Genomic DNA, 21,311 nt, shown 5'->3' with positions numbered 1-21,311 from the left:
GATTGGAGCAGTGCAGGACAGCGGCGAAGACGCTAGCTTCCGTGTCATGACACAGGACTTCAGCATCGACATCGGTACGACGATCCCTCGCCAGGCCACCCTGGCAGGGGGTCAACGCAGCGGCACGGGCACGCCGCTCGTCCTGGTGCATGGCTTCGGCGGCTCCCGGCACGACTGGGAGCCCGTCACGGCCGCCCTCCCCGATGACCTGCCGCTGATCGCCTACGACCAGCGCGGTTTCGGTGACTCCCATGGCGAAGCCAGAGCGCCCTTTTCGCACTCGGACGATCTGCTTGCCGTGCTCGATGCGCTCGAACTGGAACGGGCCGATCTGTGCGGCCTGTCGCTGGGCGGCGGCACCGTGCTCAACTTTGCCCTGAACCATCCCGAGCGGGTGCGCCGACTGGTGCTGGTGAGCCCGCTCATGGTCGGCTGGTCGTGGAGCGCCGACTGGATCGAACGCTGGAAGGCCATCGGGCGCGCCGCGCGAGGGGGCGAGATGGCAGCGGCGCGCGAACTCTGGTTGCAGCATCCGCTGTTCGACACGGCCCGCGACGGCCCGAACGCCGCGCGGCTGCGCGCGGGGATCGCCGCGTTCCACGGGCGCCAGTGGGTGCAGGACGACCAGAGACCCGAAATGCCCGATGTAGACCGGCTTTCCGCGCTGGCCCTGCCCACGCTCCTCCTGACCGGCAGCCGGGACATCGAGGATTTCCGCCTGATGGCCGAGTTGATCGAAGCCGCCGGCAGGGACGTGACCCGGATCGAGCATCCCGGCGCCGGCCATTTGCTCAATCTCGAATTGCCGCAGCAGATCGCCCGTGAAATCGCAGGCTTCATCGGGAGAGGCTAGCCGCCTTCCCTCTTCCCCCATTCGCCATGGTCCGATTACCAGGAGACCCCGCATGAAGCTCGCTTTCGCCATGCCGCATATGCTGGAACTGAAGGCGACGATGCAGCCCTGGGAGACGGCCGTGACCGGCGCAGATCAGACGGCGCTGGCCAAATGGGCGGAAAAACTGGGGTTCGAGATGATCGCCGTGCCCGAGCACCACGCGATTCCGCGGGATCATGTCGCCCTGTCCGGCGCTTTCTATTTCAGTGCCTTCACTGCGATGAGCCACTTCGCCGGCGCGACCGAGCGGCTGAGGGTCAATTCCTGCATCGCCATCCTGCCCGCCCAGCACCCGATCGTGACGGCCAAGGCGCTCGCGACCATGGACTGGCTTTCCTCCGGGAGGGTCACGGTTACTTTTGCAGTCGGCTGGCTGGAGGAGGAGTTCGCGCTGCTCGGAATTCCGTTCCACGAGCGCGGCGCGATGGCGGACGAATATATCCAGGCCATCATCACCCTCTGGACTCAGGAAAACCCTGAATTCGAGGGCAAGTACGTGTCCTTCCGCGATCTGGCCTTCGAACCCAAGCCGGTGCAGAAACCGCATATCCCGGTGTGGTTCGGCGGCGATGCCGATGCCGTATTGCGGCGTACCGCGCGCCATGCGCAGGGCTGGTGGCCCTTCCTCACCAGGCCGGAGACGATCCCCGAGCGACTGGATTTCATCCGCTCCCAGCCGGACTACAACGGCTGCCTGGAAGACGTATTCTACGGTATTTCCACCGCCCGCGTGGGCGAGGGTCACAAGGTCCTGGACGATCCCCGCGCCCGGCCCGGCCAGTCGAAGGACGAGCTGATCGCGCGGCTGGGCGAACTCTCCCGGCTGGGCGTGACCTGGAGTTCGGTTCCGATCCCTCCGCTCTCCGGTATCGAAGCCTACCGCGACTACACCCAGTGGATCGCCGAGGAGATCATGCCCGCGGTGCGATAGGAGTTCCGATGGCTTCAGGTGGTGCGGCCTGACGACCGCACCACCTGTTTACCGGATCCGATTGGACCGCTCTGAACGTCCCGATCAGAACTTGCCGGAGAACGAAGCGCCGATCACGCGGGGTTCGTTGAACACGGCGGCCATGTAGTTCTCGATCACACCCTTGAGGTTCTTCTCATTGGTGATGTTACGCGCGAAGGCCGCGATTTCGTACTGGCCGCCTGCGGCCGAGTAACCGATCTTGAGGCCGCCTTCGAAATCGCCCTTCGAGTAGAACTCCTTGGTCTTGTAGAGCACAAAGTTGGTGTAGCCCTGCCACATCCAGTCGGTGGCCGCGAACAGCGAGCCGCCATTGCCCAACGGCACGTCATAGCGCGCGGTGACATTGGCGGTGTACTTCGGCGCATTCGGCAGCGGATTGCCGTCGATCTGCGCAAAAGTGCCGCGCGCATTGGTGATCGTCGGGTCCTCGACCGTGCAGACGACGACGCCGTTGAGCGCGCAGACCTGGGCGTAGACGTTCTTGTCCTTGATCTCGGTGTGGAGCAGGCTGAGCCCGGCCGTCAGCGAGAGGTTGGGGATCGGACGTGCCTCCAGTTCCGCTTCCATGCCGTAGGCCTCGGCCTTGTCGGCATTGAACAGGACGCCGTTGCCGTCGCTGTCGTTACCGTTCAGCTGGATGTCCTTCACCCGGTAGGCAAAGCCCGAAAGATTGAAGCGCACCCGGTTGTTCAGCAGGCTGGTCTTGATGCCGGCCTCGCCCGAAAGGATCGTTTCCGAATCCGCCGTGGTGAAGTCCGAGTTGAACACCGCCGAACGGCCCTGGATGGTCGGACCGCGGAAACCACGCGCGACGCGCGCGTAGACGTTGACGTCCGGGTTGACCTGGTAGTTCACGCTGACATCCCAGCTCGGCTCCTCGCCCGAGAGACGCACGTAGCGACGCCCCCGGTAAGTCACCGCGCCGGCCGCCGTGTCCGCGGTCTTGAGCAGGCGCGTCTTCTTGGTGTCCTTGGTATAGCGCCCGCCGGCGGTGACCGTCAGACCCTCGGCCAGCTCGTAGCTCGCCTGGCCGAACACGGCCCAGCTGGTGTTCTGGTTGCGCAGGCGCACCCAGTTGTTGGGGTTGTTGGCCGGCGGCGTCAGGAAGTAGGCGCGCTGATAGAACTCGGTGATGTCGCGCTGGTCGAACCACATGCCGCCCACCTGCCACTTGAAGCGGGTGTCGCCATTGCTGGACAAGCGCAGTTCCTGGCTCAGCTGGTCGAGATCGCGCACATTGCCCTGCGACTGGCCATAGCCGTTGGCCACGCCGTTCACCGGATAGTCCGCCGCCGCGCCGCCGTCGGTATCGCCGCGGCTATAGCCCGACGTCGATTCCCAGGCGCTGATGGAGGTCAGCGTGACCGGGCCGAAGTCCATGGCGATGCGGCTGGAGGCGCCATAGGTATCGTAGGCCTGCGGATTGTCGTGCGCCTCGTCCAGGGCGATCTTGTCGCGCGGTTCCTGGCTTACGTCGTTCGAACCCTTGGTAAACGCGGCGCGGTGGAAGATCGTGGACGTGCCCTCGTATTTGCGGGCATGGAAGCTCGTCAGCATCGAGAAGCCCGAGCCGGTGGGCGCCAGCAGCAACTGGATGCGGGCGTCGCGCTCCTCGAAGCCGCCCATTGCATCCTTCTTGGGCGAGACGGTACCGTCGGCGCTGGGGCCGCTGTAGGTGTTGTCGATCCAGTCGTCACGGCGCTGGTAGAGCCCGGAAACGCGCACGGCCAGGACGTCCTGGATGATAGGTCCGCCAACGCCGGCGTCCACGTTCACCGAGTTGTATTCGCCATAGCTGGCGCTGGCGCGGCCGGTCCAGCGGTCAGTCGTGGGCTTGATCGTGTCGATCTTGATGATGCCGGCCGTCGTGTTGCGGCCGAACAGCGAACCTTGCGGACCGCGCAGAACTTCCACCTGGTCCATGTCGTAGACCGGGTTGGACTTCAGCACGACGTGCTCCAGCACGACATCGTCCTGGATGATCGACACCGGCTGCGATGCGCCGAGATAGAAGTCGATATTGCCGAGACCGCGGATGTAGAAACGGGGGAAGATGCGGCCCGTGGTCGTTTCCGCGTAGAGGCCGGGTACGCGGCCCGACAGCGCAAGAATATCGTCGCCCGCCGCCTGGAAGCTGCGCAGCTGGTCACCGCCGACAACGCCCACCGAGATCGGCACCTGCTGGAGGTTCTCGGTGCGTCGCTCCGCCGTGACGACGATATCGCCAAGCCCTTCGCTGGGGGGCGCCGCGTCCTGGGCGAAAGCATGGGCGGAAATACAAATGGCACCCAGACCACAGGTCAGATGCAGAGCCTTTTTGGCGATGACTTTCGTGGACACGTCGCATTCCCTATTGGTTGAAAAACCGGCCGGGCGAGTACTTGTCCGCAATGACAGTCTTGTTACCGATTTTTGGGAGATATGTTGGCGGCAACGCAAATCCGCTCCAAATCAACTTTTTCCACATCGGATTTTCAACGGTTTGCGACATTTGCGCAACGCCCGCGCCCCCGCGATCAATCCCCTCCCCTGCTTGACGCAGACCCATGCGGCGCGGAATTTCGGCGCCTAAAAGGGAGAGGCTCCGGACATGAATTTACCCAGGCCCCGGCCCCGGCTGGATCAGGAAAACACCGCGTTCTGGACCGGCGGCGGCGAAGGCAGGCTCAACATCGTCCATTGCGGGGACTGCGGAGAATTCACCCATCCCCCGCGCCTGCTGTGCCGCCATTGCCAGTCGGAAAACGTTGCCCCGCAGGCCGTGCTCGGCACCGGCACGATCGACAGTTTCACGATCAATCACCAGCCCTGGGCCAAGGGGCTGGAAGTGCCCTACGTGATCGCCCGCGTGAAGCTGGACGGGGCGCCGGGGGTCTATCTGACCACCAATATCGTCGGCTGCCCAGTGGAAGCCGTGGACTTCGAAGACCGTGTCCGCGTCGTTTTCGAGGAACAGGACGGCGTCTTCTATCCCCTCTTCGAGAAAGCGGACTGATGCCCAGCAAGGAAGCCTATATTACCGGCGTCGGACAATCCGAAGTCGGGGTGCGCCTGCCGCGCCATCCGCTGCTGCTGACCGTGGACGCCGTGCGCGAGGCGCTCGACGATGCCGGCCTCACGCTCGACCAGATCGACGGGGTCTTCACGTATCCCGGCAAGATGGCCGGCTATACCGCCTTTTCCCCGATCGCCAGCGAGGACCTGATCGAGGTTCTGGGCATCAAGTCGAAATGGCACATGGGTGCGATGGAGCAGCCTGCCCAACTCTCGGCCATCGGCGTGGCGGCCATGGCGGTGAAGCAGGGTCTGTGCCGCCATGTTATCTGTTTCCGCACGGTCTACGAAGCGGGCGGCATGGCCGATCCGGCTCAATACATGGCGGGCGCGAAGCAGGACACCGTCAGCGGCAGTTCCCAGTGGACCAGCCCCTTTTGGGCCACTTCGGCCGCCTGCTGGACGGCGCAATATGCGGCGCGGCACATGCACCGTTACGGCCTGACGCGCGAACAGCTCGGCCAGATCGCCATCAACGGATCGAGAAACGCCATGGCGAACCCGCGCGCGCGCGCGATCACCAAGGAAGAACTGACGCTCGAAAAGTACATGGCCGCGCGCATGGTGACCACGCCGCTCTGCCTTTACGATTGCGACCGGTTTTCGGACGCCTCGACCGTGGTGATCGTTTCGGCCGAAGACGCGCTGGACGAAGTCTCCGCCAAGCCGATCCGCATCGCCGCCATGTCAGGCTCGGTCGATCGCTATTCCTGGGATCAGGTGGAGGAGTTCGCCGCTTACGAGACCGGCGCCGACCTCTGGAAGCGGACGGACTATACCACTGCCGACGTCGACACGGTGCAGTTCTACGACGGCTTCGCCTTCCTGCCGATCACCTGGCTCGAAGGACTGGGCTTCTGCGAAAAGGGCGAAGGCGGCCGCTTCATCGAGGGCGGGACGCGGATCGCGCGCGACGGGGAATTACCGCTGAACACGTTCGGCGGCCAGCTCGGCGCCGGACGCCTGCATGGCTTCGGTTTCGCGCATGAGGCCGTGACCCAGCTGCGCGGCAAAGGCGGCGAGAGACAGATCGCCGGCGACCCGAAAGTGGCCGTCGCCACCTCCGGCGGCGGTCCGATGGCTGCGGCGCTGCTGCTGACGCGGGACTGATTGGCGGTTCCGGCCTCGCGAGAGGTCGGAACCGTTTGCTGGTGGGAGTCAGCCTGCCGAAGCGAGCGCAGGCTTCTGCTCTTCGGCCGTGCCCCGCCGGCGCTGCCGCTTGAGCCCGATCAGCGGACGCAGTGGCCCTATCTCGCGCCCGATCAGGTAGAACAGCCAGGAACCCCCGGCCACTGCCGCACAGAGCGTGAGGAATTCCGCCAGGGCGCCAAGGCCCATGTCGCGAATGCCATAGCTGACGAAAACCATCACGGTCTGATGGGCGATGTAGATCGGGAAGACCGCCTCCACCAAAGTCGCACGCCAGCGGTTATCGAAGTTCCAGAAGCGATCGGCGATACCGAAGAGCGCGATCACCGTTCCCCAGCACTGGACGGACTTGGCGAAGGACAACGGCTCCTGCCAGGCCGCGGGCGTCGGCACATTGCCGGGATAGAGCAGCGTGTCGCCGATCACCCAGGCATAGCCGGCGATGCCGAGCGCAAGCGCGAGCTTCCACTGCCGGGCAATGGCCTCGCGGATGGGGTCCGAACCGCGCAGCAGGAATCCAAACAGGAACATGCCGAAATAGTGCAGGTGTGCGCCGCGGTCCTGGAGGAAATTATGGATGTCGGTCCAGCCGTAAGGAAGCATGCGGATCGCGAAGATCAGTCCGATTCCCAGCGGCAGCAAGGCCGGTCCCGACAGCAGACGCTCGGCACCCCGGCGCAGTGCCGCGCGCCAGCTTCCGGGCAGGAGCATCAGTCCCGCGCAGAGCACCAGCGTGTAAGCCAGCAGGTAGATCACGAACCACATGTGCATCGTGGCCGGTAGAATTTCGTATCCCACTTTATGGAACCGGAAGGCATCGTAAAGCAGGAAGTAACCATATCCATGGTCGTACCCGCTATTGACCAGCCCCATGTAGGGCTGCGGCGGCACCACCACGGTCAGGCCGAAAAGCAGAGGGATTCCAAGGCGCAGGATGCGGCTCTTGAGGAAGGCCCGATTGTCGCCGTCTTTCTTGAGAAGCGCGGCGCTGGCATAGCCGGAAATGGCAAAGAGCAGCGCCAGGCGCCAGGCGCTGAGGCCGAGCAGCGGAATTTCCGCCCAGCTCACCACACCGCGCGTGGGCGTCTGGTAACCCCACGGCGTGAACGAAAAACCGACATGGTAGAAGATCAGCAGAACGAACGCGCCGATGCGCAGCCAATCCATTCCATAGTGGCGTTGCGACGGGGCGAGCTTCATCTTTCTCCGGTGGGGTGGGCGGTTCCGCCAGCTGCGGAAGCACGGCTCACTTAGGGATTTCGCGCCTTTTCTGCAATGACACGGTTGTAACAGGTCGTCGCAGGCACATCTCCGGATCGGATCGGACTGTGCTTGGAAGCGCATGCGCGGGGCGACATGATGTTGAAATGCCGCCGCCGCGCCTTACCATGGACGATGTCGCCCGCCTTGCCGGCGTATCCCGAAAAACCGTCAGCCGCCTCGTCAATGGCAGCGCATCCGTAGGCCCTGCTACCCGCGCGCGCATCCTGGCCGCGATGAAGGAGCTGGGCTTCGACCACCGCCTGTTTCCGCTACCCGGTCACGCCGCCGACCCTGCCATGGCCACGCTCGCGCTGTTCCACGACGGCAGCGACCCCGCCCTCGCCGCTATCGTGGAAACGGCGATACTGGAGGTTCTGGGCGACGATGACCCGGTCATGGCGCCCTGGCTCCTGCGCGAACAGCCGCTCGCGGGCCTGAAGGCCTTTCTTGAACGCCGCCGCCCTCAGGGCGCCATCTTCCTTCCTCCGCTCTCGGCTCGGGAGGATCTTGCCCGCGCATGTGCCGATGCAGGGGCAGGCTGCGCGCGCCTCGGCCATCCCGGTCTTGCCTGCGACGATCGCACCGCCATGGCGCAGCTCGTCCACTGGCTCTCGGCCGAAGGACACCGCCGGATCGGTCTCGTTTCGAACAGCGACAACTCGCTATCCGGGCGCCTGCGCGAACAGGGTTTTCTCGAGGCTATCGCGGATCGCCGCCTGACCGGACCCCTGCTGGTGGTGGCGGGAGACGGCTCGTGCGAATCCGGCCGCGCCGCGGCGCACCTCCTGTTCGACGTCAGCCCCCGGCCCAGCGCGATCATCGCCGCCACTGACGAAATGGCTGCCGGCGTCCTTCAGGCCGCGGTGCAAGCCGGTCTGGCAGTGCCGCAGGACCTTTCCGTCGCCGGCTTCGAGGACATGCCCATCGCGGCCAGAACCGCACCTGCCCTCACCTCGATGCGCATTCCCTGGGACGAAATCGCGCGGGAGGCCGTAAGCAGGCTGACCGGCAATGACACGGATCGCCATACTTTCGCGGCCGATCTGGTCGTGCGCGAATCGGTTCGCGGCGTCGATGCAGAGCATGCTCTCACCCTTGTCCGTCCGCTCGTCTGACTCCGTCCCGCCTCACGGGAGGCGCCGAGCCGCTCGGGATGGTTAGCAATGCTTTTACACTAAGGGATTAAACGGGTTACGGGCTCCCGTCCGGGACATGCCTTCCGCCGAGGATCGGTTCTCTTGAAGCACGCGATCGTTTCATCCCTGTTGGACCCTGTCCAGCCGCAGACCCGGCCCTCCACGCCCGTCGCGAGCCAGGAGGCACAGCTCTATGCCCAGGCCGCCGCGCTCACCGAAATGGGCGCCTGGTCCTGCGACCTCTCGACGCAGGCCCTGACCTGGACCGAAGGGGTGTTCAACATCTTCGGCGCGCCGGCCGACCGGCCGATGGACCGGCGCGAGACTCTGGATTTCTACACCGAGGAATCGCGTGCCTTGCTCGCGCAGCTTCGCGCCAAGGCGATCGAGGAAGGTTCGGGCTTCACCATGGACGCCCAGATCCTGCGCGGTGACGGCGAAGTCCGCTGGATGCGAATAACCGCTGCCACGCGCGTCGAACGCGGCCGGGCGACCACCCTCTACGGCATGAAGCAGGACATAACCGAAGAGCGCCTGCGCTGGGAACGCCTGCGCCATCTGGCCGAGAACGATGCCCTCACCGGCCTTTCCAACCGCGCCTGCTTTCACTCCGAATTTCTCGATCGGCCTGCGGGAGGCGAAGGTCTTTGCGAGATCGGCGCGCTTGTGCTGTTCGACCTCAACGGCTTCAAGACGGTCAACGACGCCTGGGGCCATGCAGCCGGCGACGCCTGCCTGAGCGACTTTGCGCGCCGCCTTCGCCGCACATTCCCCGAAGCGCGCCTGATCGCCCGGATCGGCGGCGACGAGTTCGCCATGATCCTCGACCGCAGCAGTTCGTCCGCCGCGCTGGAACGCTCCGTGCGCCACCGATTGCCTGCGCTGATGTCGCCGGTGGTCTGGCAGGGCCATTCCCTGCCGCTCGGCGCGAGTGCGGGAATGGCCGCGCCCACCCTCGCAGGCGTGGTCGATCCGGAGGCGCTGTTCCACCAGGCCGATGCCGCGCTCTATGCGGCGAAACGGCGCGGCGGCAACCAGCTCTGCACAGCCGGAACCTGACCGCCCCCGCACGAAAGGCCGAGCGGCGCCACCTGCGCTATTGTCCGTCCGGTTCCACCCATGTCGTGCGGGTGACGCGCGGCGAGAGATATTTCGTCGCCGTCCAGCCGCCATCGACGACGATCGACTGGCCGTTGATCATCTCGCTCCCCGGCAGGCAGAGAAACGCGATCACCGAAGCGATATCCTCGGGCTGGGCGAGCCGCGGATAAGGCGTGGTCTCCACATTGCTGCGCTTGAACGTCTCGTCCTCGAAACGGTGGCGGACCATGTCGGTCATCGTCACGCCCGGCGCCACGCAGTTGGAGCGGATGCCGCGCGGCCCATATTCGCAGGCCATGTGTTCGGTGAGCGACTTCAGGCCGCCCTTCGCCGCGGAATAGGCGCCCCCGCGCCTTCCGCCGATATGGGCGAACGTACTGGTGACATTGACCACGCTGGCCCCTTCGGAAAGGTGCGGCATGACATCGCGGCAGAGCCGGAACGGGGCGACCAGCATGATATCGAGGAAACCGTCGAGCGCTTCGTCGTCAGTCTCGTCGAGCGGCTTGGGACTGCCCACGCCCGCGTTGTTGACCAGGGCATCGATCCGCCCGAACCGCTCCAGCGCGGCAGCAACGACGGCTTTCGGCGCAGCGGGATCGGTCAGATCGGCGCTGATCGCCAGGACGTGATCGGGATTGCCGATCTCCGCCTCCAAGGTCGCCAGCTTGTCCCTGCTTCGCCCGACGCCGACCACGGCAAAGCCCTCGCGGTGGAGAATTTTCGCGGTCTCCAGCCCGATGCCACTGCCTGCCCCGGTGATGATCGCCGTCTTCATCGCATGCTCCCGTCCATCGTCTTCCGCTTTCGGCTAGGCGTTTTCGGCGGGCCGGATAAGCCCGGCCGGGCGATGACGATGCTTGATCGTCGCTGCGATAAGCGGGGCTGCTCGTCTTGGCCGGTTCCGGGGCAGGGTCTAGCGTCAGCGCCATCATGAGCACGAACCAGAACGATAAAGCAGCCCTGGCCGGCATCCGCGTCATCGACATGAGCCGCGTCTTTGCCGCCCCCATCGGCGCCCAGATCCTGGGCGACCTTGGCGCCGACGTCATCAAGATCGAGCGCCCGGGCGTCGGTGACGATGGCCGGGGCTACGGTTTCTCGTGGGTGCCCGGCAAGGACGGGATCGAGACGCGCCACTCCAGCTTCTTCACCGTGTCCAACCGCAACAAGCGCTCGATCACGCTCAACCATTCCAAAGCGGAAGGCCAGGCGATCCTGCGCGAGTTGGTCAAGACCGCCGACGTGCTGATCGAAAACTATAAAGTCGGCGATCTCAAGCGCTTCGGCCTCGATTACGAGACCTTGCGAGAGATCAACCCCGGCCTGATCTACTGCTCCGTCACCGGCTTCGGCCAGACCGGACCCATGGCCGCGCGGCCGGGATATGACGGCTTGTTCCAGGCAACCGGCGGCATGATGGCCGTCACCGGCATTCCCGAAGGCCAGCCCGGCAGCGGACCGCTCAAGACCGGGCCCAGCCTTGTCGACTTCGTGACCGGGCACAATACCGCCCTCGCCATCCTCGGCGCGCTGCAATATCGCAATCGCACCGGAGAGGGGCAATTCATCGACATCGCCCTGCTCGACAGTTCGGTCGCGATGGTCAGCCACATCATGCAGGACTACCTGATCAGCGGGCAGGCTCCGCCCCGCCTGGGCAATGGCGGCAATGGCGGCGGCCCGGCAGACCTGATGCGCTGCGCGGACGGCATCATCTACCTCACCGCCGGCACCGACGAGCACTACCGCCGCCTGACCGTGCTGATGGAGCGGCCCGAACTGTTCACCGATCCGCGCTTCGACAGCAATCTCAAGCGCGGCAAGACCAACCGGGCGGAACTGATGGACATCATCAACACCTGGGCCAAGGCTTTCACCGTCACCGAAATGCAGGACATGCTCGACGGAGTCGGCATCCCGGCGGCCCGCTACAACGAGCTGGCCGATGTCTGGGAGGACGAGCAGGTCAAGCACCGGAACCTGCGTGCCACGACGCCGCACGCCCATGCCGAAAGCGGCACGGTGGACCTTATCGCCAGTCCGCTGGCGATGATGTCCGCCAGCCCGGCGACAATCCGCCTCGCCCCGCCGATGCTGGGCGAGCACAATGCCGAAGTGCTCGCTGAACTGGGCTATAGCGAACAGCGAATAGCCGAGTTGGAGACCAGCGGGATCATCTGACCTGCCGCACGGGCTGCCTTTCCCTGGCCGCCTTTGTCGATTCCCCACCGCCTTTCAGCCGCCGGTTCCACCTCAGGGTCCGGCGGCCTTCGAGACTGCTAGCGCCCCTGGAAAGACGGTTGGCGCTTTTCGGAAAACGCCGTCACCCCTTCCACGAAGTCTGCGGTGCGCGAGGCATCGCGCTGGCCGAGGCGCTCGTTGGTGAGTGCCTGCTCCAGCGTGCAATCGGTTGCGGCCCAGGCCACCTGCTTGATCCGTCGCAGTGACCAGGGCCCGCGCGCCAGTTCCCCGGCCAGCGCCATGGCGGCTTCATCGAGGTCTTCGTCCGGCACCACGCGGTTGACGAGGCCCCATTCCAGCGCCTTCTCCGCAGGGAGCCGCTCTCCCAGCAGCATCATCTCCATGGCGCGCACCCGGCCGACCGCGCGGGCCAGCAACCAGGACGATCCCCCGTCCGGCACCAGCCCGACATGACGGAATGCCTGGAGAAAGAACCCGCTCGTTCCGCAGAGGATGAGGTCGCCCGCCATCGCCAGCCCCGCGCCAACGCCCGCCGCCGCGCCGCGCACGGCGGTGACGACCGGTTGCTCCATGTCGCGCATGGCGATGATGACGGGGTTGAAGTGCCGGTCCAGCAAAGTACCCACGTCGCGGCGCGGGTTATCCAGCATACCTTGCGCATCGCCCAGGTTCGCGCCCGAGCAGAAGGCCTTGCCTTCGCCCGTCAGCAGCACAGCCCGCGCCTCGAACGCCGCACGCGAAACGGCATCGAAAAGCTCCTCGCCCATTTGCGCCGATCCGGCATTGCGCGTGGCGGGATCGTTCATCGATATCCGCGCCACGCCGTTTTCCAGGCTGTAGAGGATTTTCTCGTAAGTCATGTCAGGCATCGCTCCGTGCGTCGCGCCGGCTCAGGCCAGCATCTTTCCGAGGCGGGCATTCACGATTTCCTCGGCTTCGGCAACGATCCTATCGATCAGGTCCTTGCACGTCGGCAGGTCGTGGATGAGCCCCTGCACCATTCCCGCCCAGAAGATGCCCTTGGTGAGATCGCCGGACTGGAGCAGTTCCCGGCCCACGGCCCCTGCCACCAGATGCTTGATGTCGTCGAAGGTCGATTCGGGGCGGGCGGAGATATCGACCACCTCGTCGGAAACGCCATTCTTGCCGACGCGGGCCGTGTTCTTGAACTTGCGGAAGATCAGGTTCGTCCCCCGCTCGTCGTTCTCGATATATTTGGCCTTCACGTTGTCATGGATCGGCGCTTCCTGTGTCGCGCAGAAGCGCGTGCCCATGTTGATGCCCTCGGCCCCCAGCGCCAGAGCGGCAACCAGCCCGCGCCCGTCACCAAAGCCGCCGCTGGCCAGCATCGGGATCTTCACTTTGTCGGCCGCCGAAGGAATCAGGATCAGCCCCGGAATGTCGTCCTCTCCGGGATGGCCGGCGCATTCGAAACCGTCGATCGAGATGATGTCGCAGCCGTGCCGCTCGGCGGACAGGGCATGGCGCACGGCCGTGCACTTGTGGAGCACGGTGATGCCGTGCGGCTTCACCATTTCCCAGATCTCGCGCACCTGCTGAGTGCCGGCCGTCTCGACGATCTTGACCCCGCCGTCGATCGCGGCCTGCGCATAGGCCTTGTAATCGGGCGGGAGCAGGGTCGGAAACACCGTGATGTTCACGGCGAACGGCTTGTCGGTCATCGAGCGACAGCGCTCGATCTCTTCCCGCAGCGCCTTGGGGCTGGGCTGGGTCAGCGCGGTGAGCGTGCCCAGGCCGCCGGCGTTGGACACGGCGCTGGCCAGCTCGGCCAGGCCCACGCCCTGCATGCCGCCTTGCACGATCGGATGTTCGATGCCGAGCATCTCGGTGACGCGGGTCTTGAACGCCATTGCTTGCAAACTCCCAGAAACTTCCCTTGCAGTGGTCCTAGGGGGGATCGACGCGCTTGAGGACACCGAACGCGCGGCCCGCCCCGCAATTCGCGCGGGCGATGCAAAGGCCGTTCCGGATATTGAAAGCCGCCGCGTGATACCCAGATTCCAAAGGCAGACATTTCAAGGAGTTTGGACAAGTGAACGGTTTCAAGACGGCCATGCTGCTGGCGGCGCTCACGGCGCTGTTCATGGGGCTGGGCTATATCTTCGGCGGCAGCGGCGGTGCGATGATCGCGCTGGTCGTCGCGGCGGGGATGAACCTGTTCACGTTCTGGAACGCCGACAGCATCGTCCTGCGCATGCACAATGCCCGAGAGGTGGACGAGCGCAGCGCGCCGGAATTCTACACCCTCGTGGCCGAACTCGCCCGCCGCGCGCGCCTTCCCATGCCGCGCGTCTACCTGGTCGAAAGTTCCAACCCCAATGCCTTCGCCACCGGCCGCGACCCGGAGCACGCCGCCGTCGCGGCGACGACCGGCCTTCTGAACATGCTGGACCGCGAGGAAGTGGCGGCAGTCATGGCGCATGAGCTGGGCCATGTCAGGAACCGCGACACCCTGATCATGACGATGGTGGCGACCATTGCCGGCGCCATCTCGATGATCGCCAACTTCGGCCTGTTCTTTGGGGGCCATCTTGGCGGGGGCGAAAACCGACCTAATCCCATTGCCGCCATCGCGGCCGTGTTCATGGCCCCCTTCGCCGCGATGATCGTGCAGATGGCGATCAGCCGCACCCGCGAATTCGGCGCGGACAAGGCCGGCGCCGAGATCAGCGGCAACCCGCGCGCGCTCGCATCCGCCCTCGCCAAGATCGCGGGGCCGGCGCAGGCGGTTCCCAGCGTGGCTTCGGAGCGCAATCCGGCTGCGGCGCAGCTCTACATCGTGCCCACTTCGGTTTCGGACCTGTTCTCTACCCATCCCGCCACCGAAAAGCGCATCGCGGCGCTGATGGCCATGGAAAGCGCGCCGCCCCGCCGCGCGGCATCCGCGCTCGACCCGGCCCGAAGGTAAGCGACCGACGCGGGGCCGCCTGCCCGCGCCGTTCAAATAGCGCGCCCACGATAGAGCGCGCCATTGCCTGCCCCGCCGACGGTTGTACATTCGTTCAACACGAATGAAGAACAAGCCGAGAGGTGTCGGAGTGCTGAAATCTGTCGACGGCGGACTGCGGTCCGTCCCCTATCCGATCGAGGATCCGGAACGGATTCCGGTCAAGCGCTACTACGATGCCGAATTCTACCAGGCCGAGCTGGACCACCTCTGGCCGCATGTCTGGCAGATGGCCTGCCGGGAAGAGCAGATCCCCGAAATCGGCGACTGGATCGAGTACGAGAACGTCGGCAAATCCGTCGTCATCGTGCGGACCGCCAGCGGCGTGAAAGCCTTCCACAACGCCTGCCGCCACCGCGGCGTGCCCTTTGCCGGCGGCACCGGCCATGCGCACGGCAATTGCAAGAAGTCGGGCTTCGTCTGCCCGTTCCACGGCTGGCGCTGGAACATGGATGGCGAATCCACACAGGTCTACGGCAAGCACATGTTCTCGGAGCGGCAGCTTCAGGAGGACGACATCAACCTGGTCCCCTGCCGTGCGGAGACTTTCATCGGCTGCGTCTGGATCAACCATGACGACGACGCGCCTTCCGTGCGCGACTCTTTCGGCCCCCTGGCACCCAATCTGGAAGCCCGCGGCCTGGACAAGATGCGCGCGGAATGGTGCTACGGAGCGGAGCTGCCGGCGAACTGGAAGGTGGCGATGGAAGCCTTCATGGAAGGCTACCATGTGATGCAGACGCATCCGCAGCTCCAGCATGCGGCGCCGATGATGTACGATTCGATGTACCGCAGCCCGCGCGGCCCGGTGCCGATCATGGCCGAACCGCACTTGTCCTATCGCGAGAACCAGGAACTTCAGGTCAAGTCCATGGCTCTGCTCAGCGAAGGCATGGCGGGGATGGTCCACGAAAAGGAAGTGGAAATTGCGCGCGGTCTCATCGGCATCGAGGAAGGCCTGCCGGAAGACCAGAACATGGCGATGTTCCACTGGCTTGGCATCGTCATGCACCAGATTTCCGCGCAGTTGCAGGCCCGTGGAGAGCCGGTGCCCGACCTTTGCACGGTGGCGCAGACCCATCCGGTGAAAGCGGTGGAGTTCCTCTTCCCCCACTACTTCCTGCTGCCTTACTTCACCTCGATGTCCGCTTATCGGATCCGCCCGACGGGGCCGGAAAGCTGCTTCTTCGAGATATGGTCGCTGACATATGTCTCCGAGGACGACGACATGGAAACGGTGATGGAGCCCACGGTGCTGCCTTATAACAGCCCCGATTTCCCACCGATCCCGCGGCAGGACTATTCGAACATCCCGATCCAGCAGAAGGGGCTTCATGCCAGCGGCTTCGAGTTCATGCGCCTGTCGCACGAAGTCGAAGGGCTGATCAGCAACTACGAACGGATCATCGACGGTTACCTCAAGGGCGTGCCGCAGGAGCAGCTCGCCAAGGCCATCCACAAGCTGGGCGGCAATTTCGACGGCCCGATCGAAGACCTCGGGTTCTGATCCAGGACCCGCCGTGCCGGACCATCCGGCACGGCGGGCTTTCGGACGTCACTTTGCCGTCTTGGTGCGAAGGCCCGAAGGAATAGGCAGGACTTCCACTTTGCCCGTGGCGACATCGTAAAGGGCGGGCACCACCTTCAGTTCGCCGGACTGGACTTTCGCCTCGATCACGGGCGAGGAATTGATCAGGGTTGCAGCCTGGATCACGGCGTTCTGACGGGTGACGACGGCGGGATCCTGGCTTTGGCTGACGTAGAGCGCGGGCAGGATCGCCGGGAACAACGCGCTGATCTGGCCGGGAACCTCGGGGTTCTCCATGGCAGCTTTCACCGCCCCGCAGTTCGAATGGCCCATGACCACCACGGCCTTGATGCCGAGCACCGCCACGCCGTATTCGAGGCTGGCGATGATTTCCGGCGTGGTGATGTTGCCGGCGATGCGGGTGACGAACAGGCGGCCAATCGGCTCGTCGAATACCATTTCCACTGGCACGCGCGAATCGGCACAGGACAAGACGCCAACGATCGGCCACTGCCCTTCCGCCGCCCGGGCCTTGATGATGGCCAGATCCCTGGTGTGGGCCGTGGGCGCTCCCGCGATGAAGCGGGCATTGCCGTCCATGATTTCCTTGAAAGCCTGGTCCGGCGTGACTTGCTCGCCGCCTCCCCCAGGTGCGGCGGCCATGGCCGGCGGCGCGGCGGCCAGGCTCAGGGTACCGGCTGCGCTGGCAGCGGCCAGGGCTCCCAGCATCTCCCGGCGCGAGGTCTTGCAGCAGGCGGCTTCGGCGTCAGACACAGGAAGGCTAGAGGACATCGCGGTCTCCAGTGTGATCCGACTGGAACCTAACATGGCCGCCCCGCCGCGGTGCTTGTTGAAATCGAACGAATTCGGTTCGTTCGGTTTCCGCCTGCTCAGTCTGCCGAAGTGTGACCGGCCGGGACCTGATCCAGGCTCTGATCGGCAGGTGTCTGACCCGTGAGCGCCTGCCCCGTGAGCGCCTGCTCAGTCAGGGCACCGACCAGGGCCTTGACCTTCTTCTGACGCCACTGCGGCAATGGTGCCACCAACCAGTAGCCCCTGCGGCACGGGGTCGTCGTCTGGATCACGTCCCGGTCGTTCTCGCTGATGAGACCGCGCGCGAGCAAGCCGGGAACGCGCGCCCGGCCGAGGCCAGATCGCGCGGCGGCAATCGCCTGGCCCGCATCGCTCACCGCGATCGGCGGCTTGGCCTCCTCATTGTCCTGATCGTCCTCGGTGCCCGGCGCAGGGTCGCCCGGCCAGCCGATCCAGTCGCCCTGGCCCACTTCGACCCATTCCGCCGCGCCCAGTGCCGCGCCTTCCAGCTCGCCCGGCCCATCGGTCCAGCGCACCGCCAGGTCGAGATTGGCTTCGGTGAAATCGGTCAGTTCGCCGTCGACGATGACATAGCGGACCTGCGGATTATCGGCCCGGAACGCGGCAAGGCGCGGGGCCAGCCAGGCGGCGAAGAATTCGCGCGGTGCGGCGATGGTATAGACGTGGCTAGACTGGCCCGCCTGCATGGCCTGCACGGCATCCTCGAAATGAAGGAACCCGGTGCGCAGCGCGGCAAGCCCTGCGCCGGCTTCGTCGGTCAGTTCCAGTCCCTTGCTGGTGCGGCGAAACAGCACCACGCCCAGCAGGTCTTCGAGTGCGCGGATCTGCTGGCCGACCGCGGCCGGCGTCACGGCCAGCTCGTCGGCGGCGCGGGTGAACGAAAGGTGGCGTGCCGCTGCATCGAAGACGCGCAGGGCATTGAGGGGCAGGTGCGTGCGCTTCATGGGAGTTCCCTATGCGCTGGTTTTCGCACGGGCAATGAAGAACTGCCGCAACGCCTTCGACGCTGCGCATCGCCCCGCCGAAAGCCCGTTCCGTCAGCGCGCCGTGGCGGGCGCGGCCAGCGGGAAAAAGGGGATCGCCGCCTCTATCTCGGTGCCGTCGTCGCGCAGGAAGGTGTAGTTGCCTTCCATCGAGCCCTGCGGCGTTGGCAGAGGACAACCGGAGACGTAATCGTGGCTGCGGCCCGGCGCGATGACGGGCTGTTCGCCCACCACGCCTTCGCCATCGACCATGCTGACATCGCCATGACCGTCCGTGATGCGCCAGTGCCGGGTCATGAGCTGGAGCGTCTCATCCGAATCGTTCTCGATGCGAATGTGATAGACCCAGAACCACTTACCCGCCTCGATGCGCGACTGCTCGGGCAGGAAGTTGACGGCGACCCGCACGGTCACCCCATCGGTCATCGCCGTATGTTGGAAGAATTCCTTCATAACATCCGCCAGCCTAACGATGATTTGACGGAACGACAACTGCGCAGCGCGAACCTTGCGCGAGGCATTCGGCTGATGACATGGCGGACAGCCAGATGAAGCGCCGCCCCGGCGGGCAGCGGCGCTTTACGACAAATCAGAGACCGGCCTTGGTCAGCGCCTGGTCGAGATCCTCGATCAGGTCGTCGGCATCCTCCAGCCCGATATTGATGCGCAGCATGCCTTCGGTGACGCCCATGGCCTCGCGTCCTTCGGGACCGACGCCGTGGTGCGTGGTCGAGGCCGGGTGACACATCAGCGAGCGCGAGTCGCCGATATTGTTGGAAATGTCGATCAGTTCGAGCGCGTCCAGCAGGGTATGCGCCTGTTCGCGGCCGCCATCGAGGACGAAGCTGAAGATCGGCCCGCAGGCATCCATCTGCTTCTGCGCAAGAGCCTGCTGCGGGTGGCTGTCGAGCCAGGGATGCAGGATCTTCGGCACGCGCCCGGCGACGAACTGGCCGACCTTGAGGGCGTTCTCGCTCTGCTTCTTGGCGCGCAGGTCCAGCGTCTCCAGGCCCTTCAGCACGACCCAGGCGTTGAAGGGCGAAAGGTTCGGCCCGGTGTTGCGCTGGAACGGCAGGAGCTTGTCGTTGATGAATTCTTCGGTGCCGCAGACGGCGCCGGCCAGGACGCGCCCCTGCCCGTCCATCAGCTTGGTCGCCGAATAGGCCACCACGTCGACGCCGAACTCCATCGGCCGCTGCAGGACCGGCGAGCAGAAGGCGTTGTCGACCACGGTGGTGATCCCGTGTGCCTTGGCGATGGCGCAGATGCCTTCGATGTCGGCGATATCCATCGTCGGGTTCGCAGGCGATTCGAAGAAGAACACCTTGGTATTGGGCCGAATCGCCGCTTCCCAGGCCGCCGTGTCGGTGGCGTCGATCACCGTCACCTCGATACCGAAGCGCGGCAGCAGGCTATCGCCCAGCCAGCGGCACGAACCGAAGGCGGCGCGGGCGGACACCATGTGGTCGCCGGCCGAAAGCTGACAGAGCAGCGCCGTGGTCATGGCCGCCATGCCCGAGGCCTGGGTACGGCAGGCTTCCGCCCCCTCCAGCAGAGCGATGCGCTCTTCCAGCATCTGCACCGTCGGGTTCTGGAGCCGCGAATACGTCATGCCGTCGTCTTCGCCCATGAAGCGGGCGGCCACGGTAGCGGCATCGTCGTAGCTGTAGCCGGAAGTGAGGAACAGCGCTTCGCTGGTCTCCCCCATTTCCGAGCGCCAGGTGCCTCCGCGAATCGCGCGGGTGGCCGGGCGCCAGTTGCGGGTCTTCGAGCGGTCCTGTCCGGTAGTGCGTTTCATGGGCCAAGCCTCTAGGATCGCCAAAGGGCCAGCGCAAGCGGCCAGTGCAACCTTAGGCGCGCCGCGGCTTCGGTGGAGCAAGTTTCAGTCAGCCTTGCAGTCCCCTTACTTCGCCCTTATTCCGCCGGTCCGATGCCGAACGCTTCGCGCAATGAGAGAGATCCGATCGGCTGGAGCCTGATCGTGACGGGCCTGTTCCTGGCCCTCGCCCTGTTCCGGCTTGCGGAACCGAACCGCTATTACTTCGACGAGATCCACTACGTCCCGGCTGCGCTCAAGCTGCTGGAACTGATCCCGGCCAATGGCGAGCATCCCATGTTCGCCAAGGAAGTGATCGCCGGCTTCATCTCGATCATCGGCGACCGGCCGATCGCCTGGCGCATCGGCCCGCTGCTGTTCGGCGTGTTCGGCCTGTTCGCCTTCGCGCGCTTCGTCTGGCACTTGTCCGGACGCCGCCGGGCCACGATCACCGCGACCGTGCTGCTGGCCACCAATTTCATGTGGTTCGTCCAGAGCCGCATCTCCATGCTCGACATGGTCGAGGCCTCGCTGTGCATGATCGCCCTCTGGCAGTTCGCGGCCGCCCTTCATGCACCGACGAGCGGCGCGGCGCGGGGACGACTGGCAGCGGCGGGCGTTGCGCTTGGGCTTTCGCTCGGGGCCAAGTGGAGCAGCGCTCCGGCGCTGATGGTGCCCGGGCTGTGGTTCCTGGCGCTGCGCGTGCGGGAGAGCGGCTGGAAATTCGTCGGCCGCAAGGGCGCGGGACCCATCCCGGGCATCTCGCTGGCGGAAGCCGCGTTCTGGCTCGGGCTGCTGCCCCTGACGGTCTATTGGGCGACGTACCTTCCGGCGATGTTCTATAGCAGCCGTCCGCTCTCGCCCTGGGGCTTCATAGAGCAGCACCGCCACATGATCGCGCTGCAAGACAGCGTGAAGAAGCTGCACCCCTACCGCAGCCTCTGGTACCAGTGGATGGTCGACTGGCGGCCGATCTGGTACCAGTTCGAGAACATCGACGGCCACCAGCACGGCATCGTGATGCTGGGCAATCCCTTCTCGATGATCTCCGGACTCTTCGCGCTCGTATGGGGCGCCTGGGTCTCGCTGTTCCGTGGGCGCCGGGACGTCCTGACGCTGGTGCTGCTCTATGCGGGCACGCTGGGCATCTGGGTGGTCAACGGCAAGCCGATCCAGTTCTACTACCACTATCTGCTGCCCGGAGCCTTCCTCATGGGCATCCTGGCCTTCGCCCTGGACGCCCTGTGGAACCGGCGCGACCGCTGGCGCCACCTGGCCACTGCGACCATGGCGATCTCGGCAGCTATGTTCGTGGGCTTCTACCCCATCATCTCTGGCGCCCCGCTGCCGACCAAGGAATTCTACAACGTCTGGATGTGGTTTCCGAACTGGCGTTGACGGAATGC

19 protein-coding genes are annotated in these 21,311 nt (G+C 65.2%); 10 read left to right on the top strand and 9 right to left on the bottom strand.

Features of this window, described 5'->3' with window-relative positions; translation table 11 throughout:
* Nucleotides 1-46: 46 nt before the first annotated feature.
* Both EDF58_RS02555 and EDF58_RS02550 read left to right on the top strand, forming a co-directional pair.
* On the top strand, nucleotides 47-853 hold the full coding sequence (locus tag EDF58_RS02555; RefSeq protein WP_132262394.1) for an alpha/beta hydrolase: 807 nt from the start codon (nucleotides 47-49) through the stop codon (nucleotides 851-853).
* Between the two features lie 52 nt (nucleotides 854-905).
* Nucleotides 906-1,826, top strand: coding sequence for a TIGR03619 family F420-dependent LLM class oxidoreductase (locus tag EDF58_RS02550; RefSeq protein ID WP_132262392.1), 921 nt, complete (start codon nucleotides 906-908; stop codon nucleotides 1,824-1,826).
* Nucleotides 1,827-1,910: 84 nt separating this feature from the next.
* Here EDF58_RS02550 and EDF58_RS02545 read toward each other — a convergent pair whose 3' ends face one another.
* The gene (locus EDF58_RS02545) at nucleotides 1,911-4,160 is read right to left on the bottom strand and encodes a TonB-dependent receptor (protein ID WP_243654117.1); all 2,250 of its coding nucleotides are present in this window, start codon (nucleotides 4,158-4,160) and stop codon (nucleotides 1,911-1,913) included.
* 298 nt (nucleotides 4,161-4,458) lie between these two features.
* On the opposite strand from EDF58_RS02545, the gene EDF58_RS02540 reads away from it, so the two are divergent.
* Nucleotides 4,459-4,863 (top strand): OB-fold domain-containing protein, encoded by a 405-nt coding sequence (locus tag EDF58_RS02540; RefSeq protein WP_132262389.1) that lies wholly within the window; start codon nucleotides 4,459-4,461, stop codon nucleotides 4,861-4,863.
* Nucleotides 4,863-6,032, top strand: coding sequence for a thiolase family protein (locus EDF58_RS02535; protein WP_207912802.1), 1,170 nt, complete (start codon nucleotides 4,863-4,865; stop codon nucleotides 6,030-6,032). The genes EDF58_RS02540 and EDF58_RS02535 overlap by 1 nt, the downstream gene beginning before the upstream one ends.
* Before the next feature lie 48 nt (nucleotides 6,033-6,080).
* On the opposite strand, the gene EDF58_RS02530 is transcribed toward EDF58_RS02535, so the two are convergent.
* Nucleotides 6,081-7,271: an acyltransferase gene (locus tag EDF58_RS02530; protein WP_132262387.1), complete on the bottom strand. Its 1,191-nt coding sequence runs from the start codon at nucleotides 7,269-7,271 to the stop codon at nucleotides 6,081-6,083.
* Nucleotides 7,272-7,438: 167 nt separating this feature from the next.
* Here EDF58_RS02530 and EDF58_RS02525 point away from each other — a divergent pair, with 167 nt between their 5' ends.
* Entirely contained in the window at nucleotides 7,439-8,449 is a 1,011-nt protein-coding gene (locus EDF58_RS02525) for a LacI family DNA-binding transcriptional regulator (protein ID WP_132262385.1), read from the top strand.
* Nucleotides 8,450-8,572: 123 nt separating this feature from the next.
* Nucleotides 8,573-9,529: a diguanylate cyclase gene (locus EDF58_RS02520; protein ID WP_243654049.1), complete on the top strand. Its 957-nt coding sequence runs from the start codon at nucleotides 8,573-8,575 to the stop codon at nucleotides 9,527-9,529.
* A 37-nt stretch (nucleotides 9,530-9,566) separates the two neighbouring features.
* Here the strand turns inward: EDF58_RS02520 and EDF58_RS02515 are convergent, their stop codons facing one another.
* Nucleotides 9,567-10,349: an SDR family oxidoreductase gene (locus EDF58_RS02515; RefSeq protein ID WP_132262384.1), complete on the bottom strand. Its 783-nt coding sequence runs from the start codon at nucleotides 10,347-10,349 to the stop codon at nucleotides 9,567-9,569.
* Nucleotides 10,350-10,504: 155 nt separating this feature from the next.
* Between EDF58_RS02515 and EDF58_RS02510 the strand changes: the two genes are divergently transcribed.
* Nucleotides 10,505-11,755 (top strand): CaiB/BaiF CoA-transferase family protein, encoded by a 1,251-nt coding sequence (locus EDF58_RS02510; protein ID WP_132262382.1) that lies wholly within the window; start codon nucleotides 10,505-10,507, stop codon nucleotides 11,753-11,755.
* A 98-nt stretch (nucleotides 11,756-11,853) separates the two neighbouring features.
* Here the strand turns inward: EDF58_RS02510 and EDF58_RS02505 are convergent, their stop codons facing one another.
* Both EDF58_RS02505 and EDF58_RS02500 read right to left on the bottom strand, forming a co-directional pair.
* Nucleotides 11,854-12,636, bottom strand: a complete 783-nt coding sequence (locus EDF58_RS02505) for an enoyl-CoA hydratase-related protein (RefSeq protein ID WP_132262380.1) — start codon at nucleotides 12,634-12,636, stop codon at nucleotides 11,854-11,856.
* Nucleotides 12,637-12,666: 30 nt separating this feature from the next.
* Nucleotides 12,667-13,647: a nitronate monooxygenase family protein gene (locus tag EDF58_RS02500; RefSeq protein WP_132262379.1), complete on the bottom strand. Its 981-nt coding sequence runs from the start codon at nucleotides 13,645-13,647 to the stop codon at nucleotides 12,667-12,669.
* Between the two features lie 182 nt (nucleotides 13,648-13,829).
* Between EDF58_RS02500 and htpX the strand changes: the two genes are divergently transcribed.
* Both htpX and EDF58_RS02490 read left to right on the top strand, forming a co-directional pair.
* Complete coding sequence (gene htpX, locus EDF58_RS02495) at nucleotides 13,830-14,705, top strand: zinc metalloprotease HtpX (RefSeq protein ID WP_132262377.1); 876 nt, start codon at nucleotides 13,830-13,832, stop codon at nucleotides 14,703-14,705.
* 130 nt (nucleotides 14,706-14,835) lie between these two features.
* Nucleotides 14,836-16,251, top strand: a complete 1,416-nt coding sequence (locus tag EDF58_RS02490; protein WP_243654048.1) for an aromatic ring-hydroxylating dioxygenase subunit alpha — start codon at nucleotides 14,836-14,838, stop codon at nucleotides 16,249-16,251.
* Nucleotides 16,252-16,299: 48 nt separating this feature from the next.
* Here EDF58_RS02490 and EDF58_RS02485 read toward each other — a convergent pair whose 3' ends face one another.
* From EDF58_RS02485 to EDF58_RS02470, 4 genes are all read right to left on the bottom strand, one after another.
* On the bottom strand, nucleotides 16,300-17,064 hold the full coding sequence (locus tag EDF58_RS02485; RefSeq protein WP_132262374.1) for a carbonic anhydrase: 765 nt from the start codon (nucleotides 17,062-17,064) through the stop codon (nucleotides 16,300-16,302).
* A gap of 98 nt (nucleotides 17,065-17,162) precedes the next feature.
* Nucleotides 17,163-18,050 (bottom strand): LysR family transcriptional regulator, encoded by an 888-nt coding sequence (locus EDF58_RS02480; RefSeq protein ID WP_132262372.1) that lies wholly within the window; start codon nucleotides 18,048-18,050, stop codon nucleotides 17,163-17,165.
* Nucleotides 18,051-18,143: 93 nt separating this feature from the next.
* Nucleotides 18,144-18,542 (bottom strand): Co2+/Mg2+ efflux protein ApaG, encoded by a 399-nt coding sequence (gene apaG / locus EDF58_RS02475; RefSeq protein ID WP_132262370.1) that lies wholly within the window; start codon nucleotides 18,540-18,542, stop codon nucleotides 18,144-18,146.
* A gap of 136 nt (nucleotides 18,543-18,678) precedes the next feature.
* Entirely contained in the window at nucleotides 18,679-19,887 is a 1,209-nt protein-coding gene (locus EDF58_RS02470) for an aminotransferase class I/II-fold pyridoxal phosphate-dependent enzyme (protein WP_132262368.1), read from the bottom strand.
* 183 nt (nucleotides 19,888-20,070) lie between these two features.
* Here EDF58_RS02470 and EDF58_RS02465 point away from each other — a divergent pair, with 183 nt between their 5' ends.
* A complete protein-coding gene (locus EDF58_RS02465) occupies nucleotides 20,071-21,303 on the top strand; it encodes a phospholipid carrier-dependent glycosyltransferase (protein ID WP_243654047.1) in 1,233 nt (410 codons plus the stop codon).
* Nucleotides 21,304-21,311: the final 8 nt, after the last annotated feature.

It is taken from the genome of Novosphingobium sp. PhB57 (genome assembly GCF_004342985.1).
GTDB lineage: Bacteria > Pseudomonadota > Alphaproteobacteria > Sphingomonadales > Sphingomonadaceae > Novosphingobium.
Note: the sequence above shows the minus strand (reverse complement) of the source record. Positions and strands in the feature narration are given on the sequence as shown.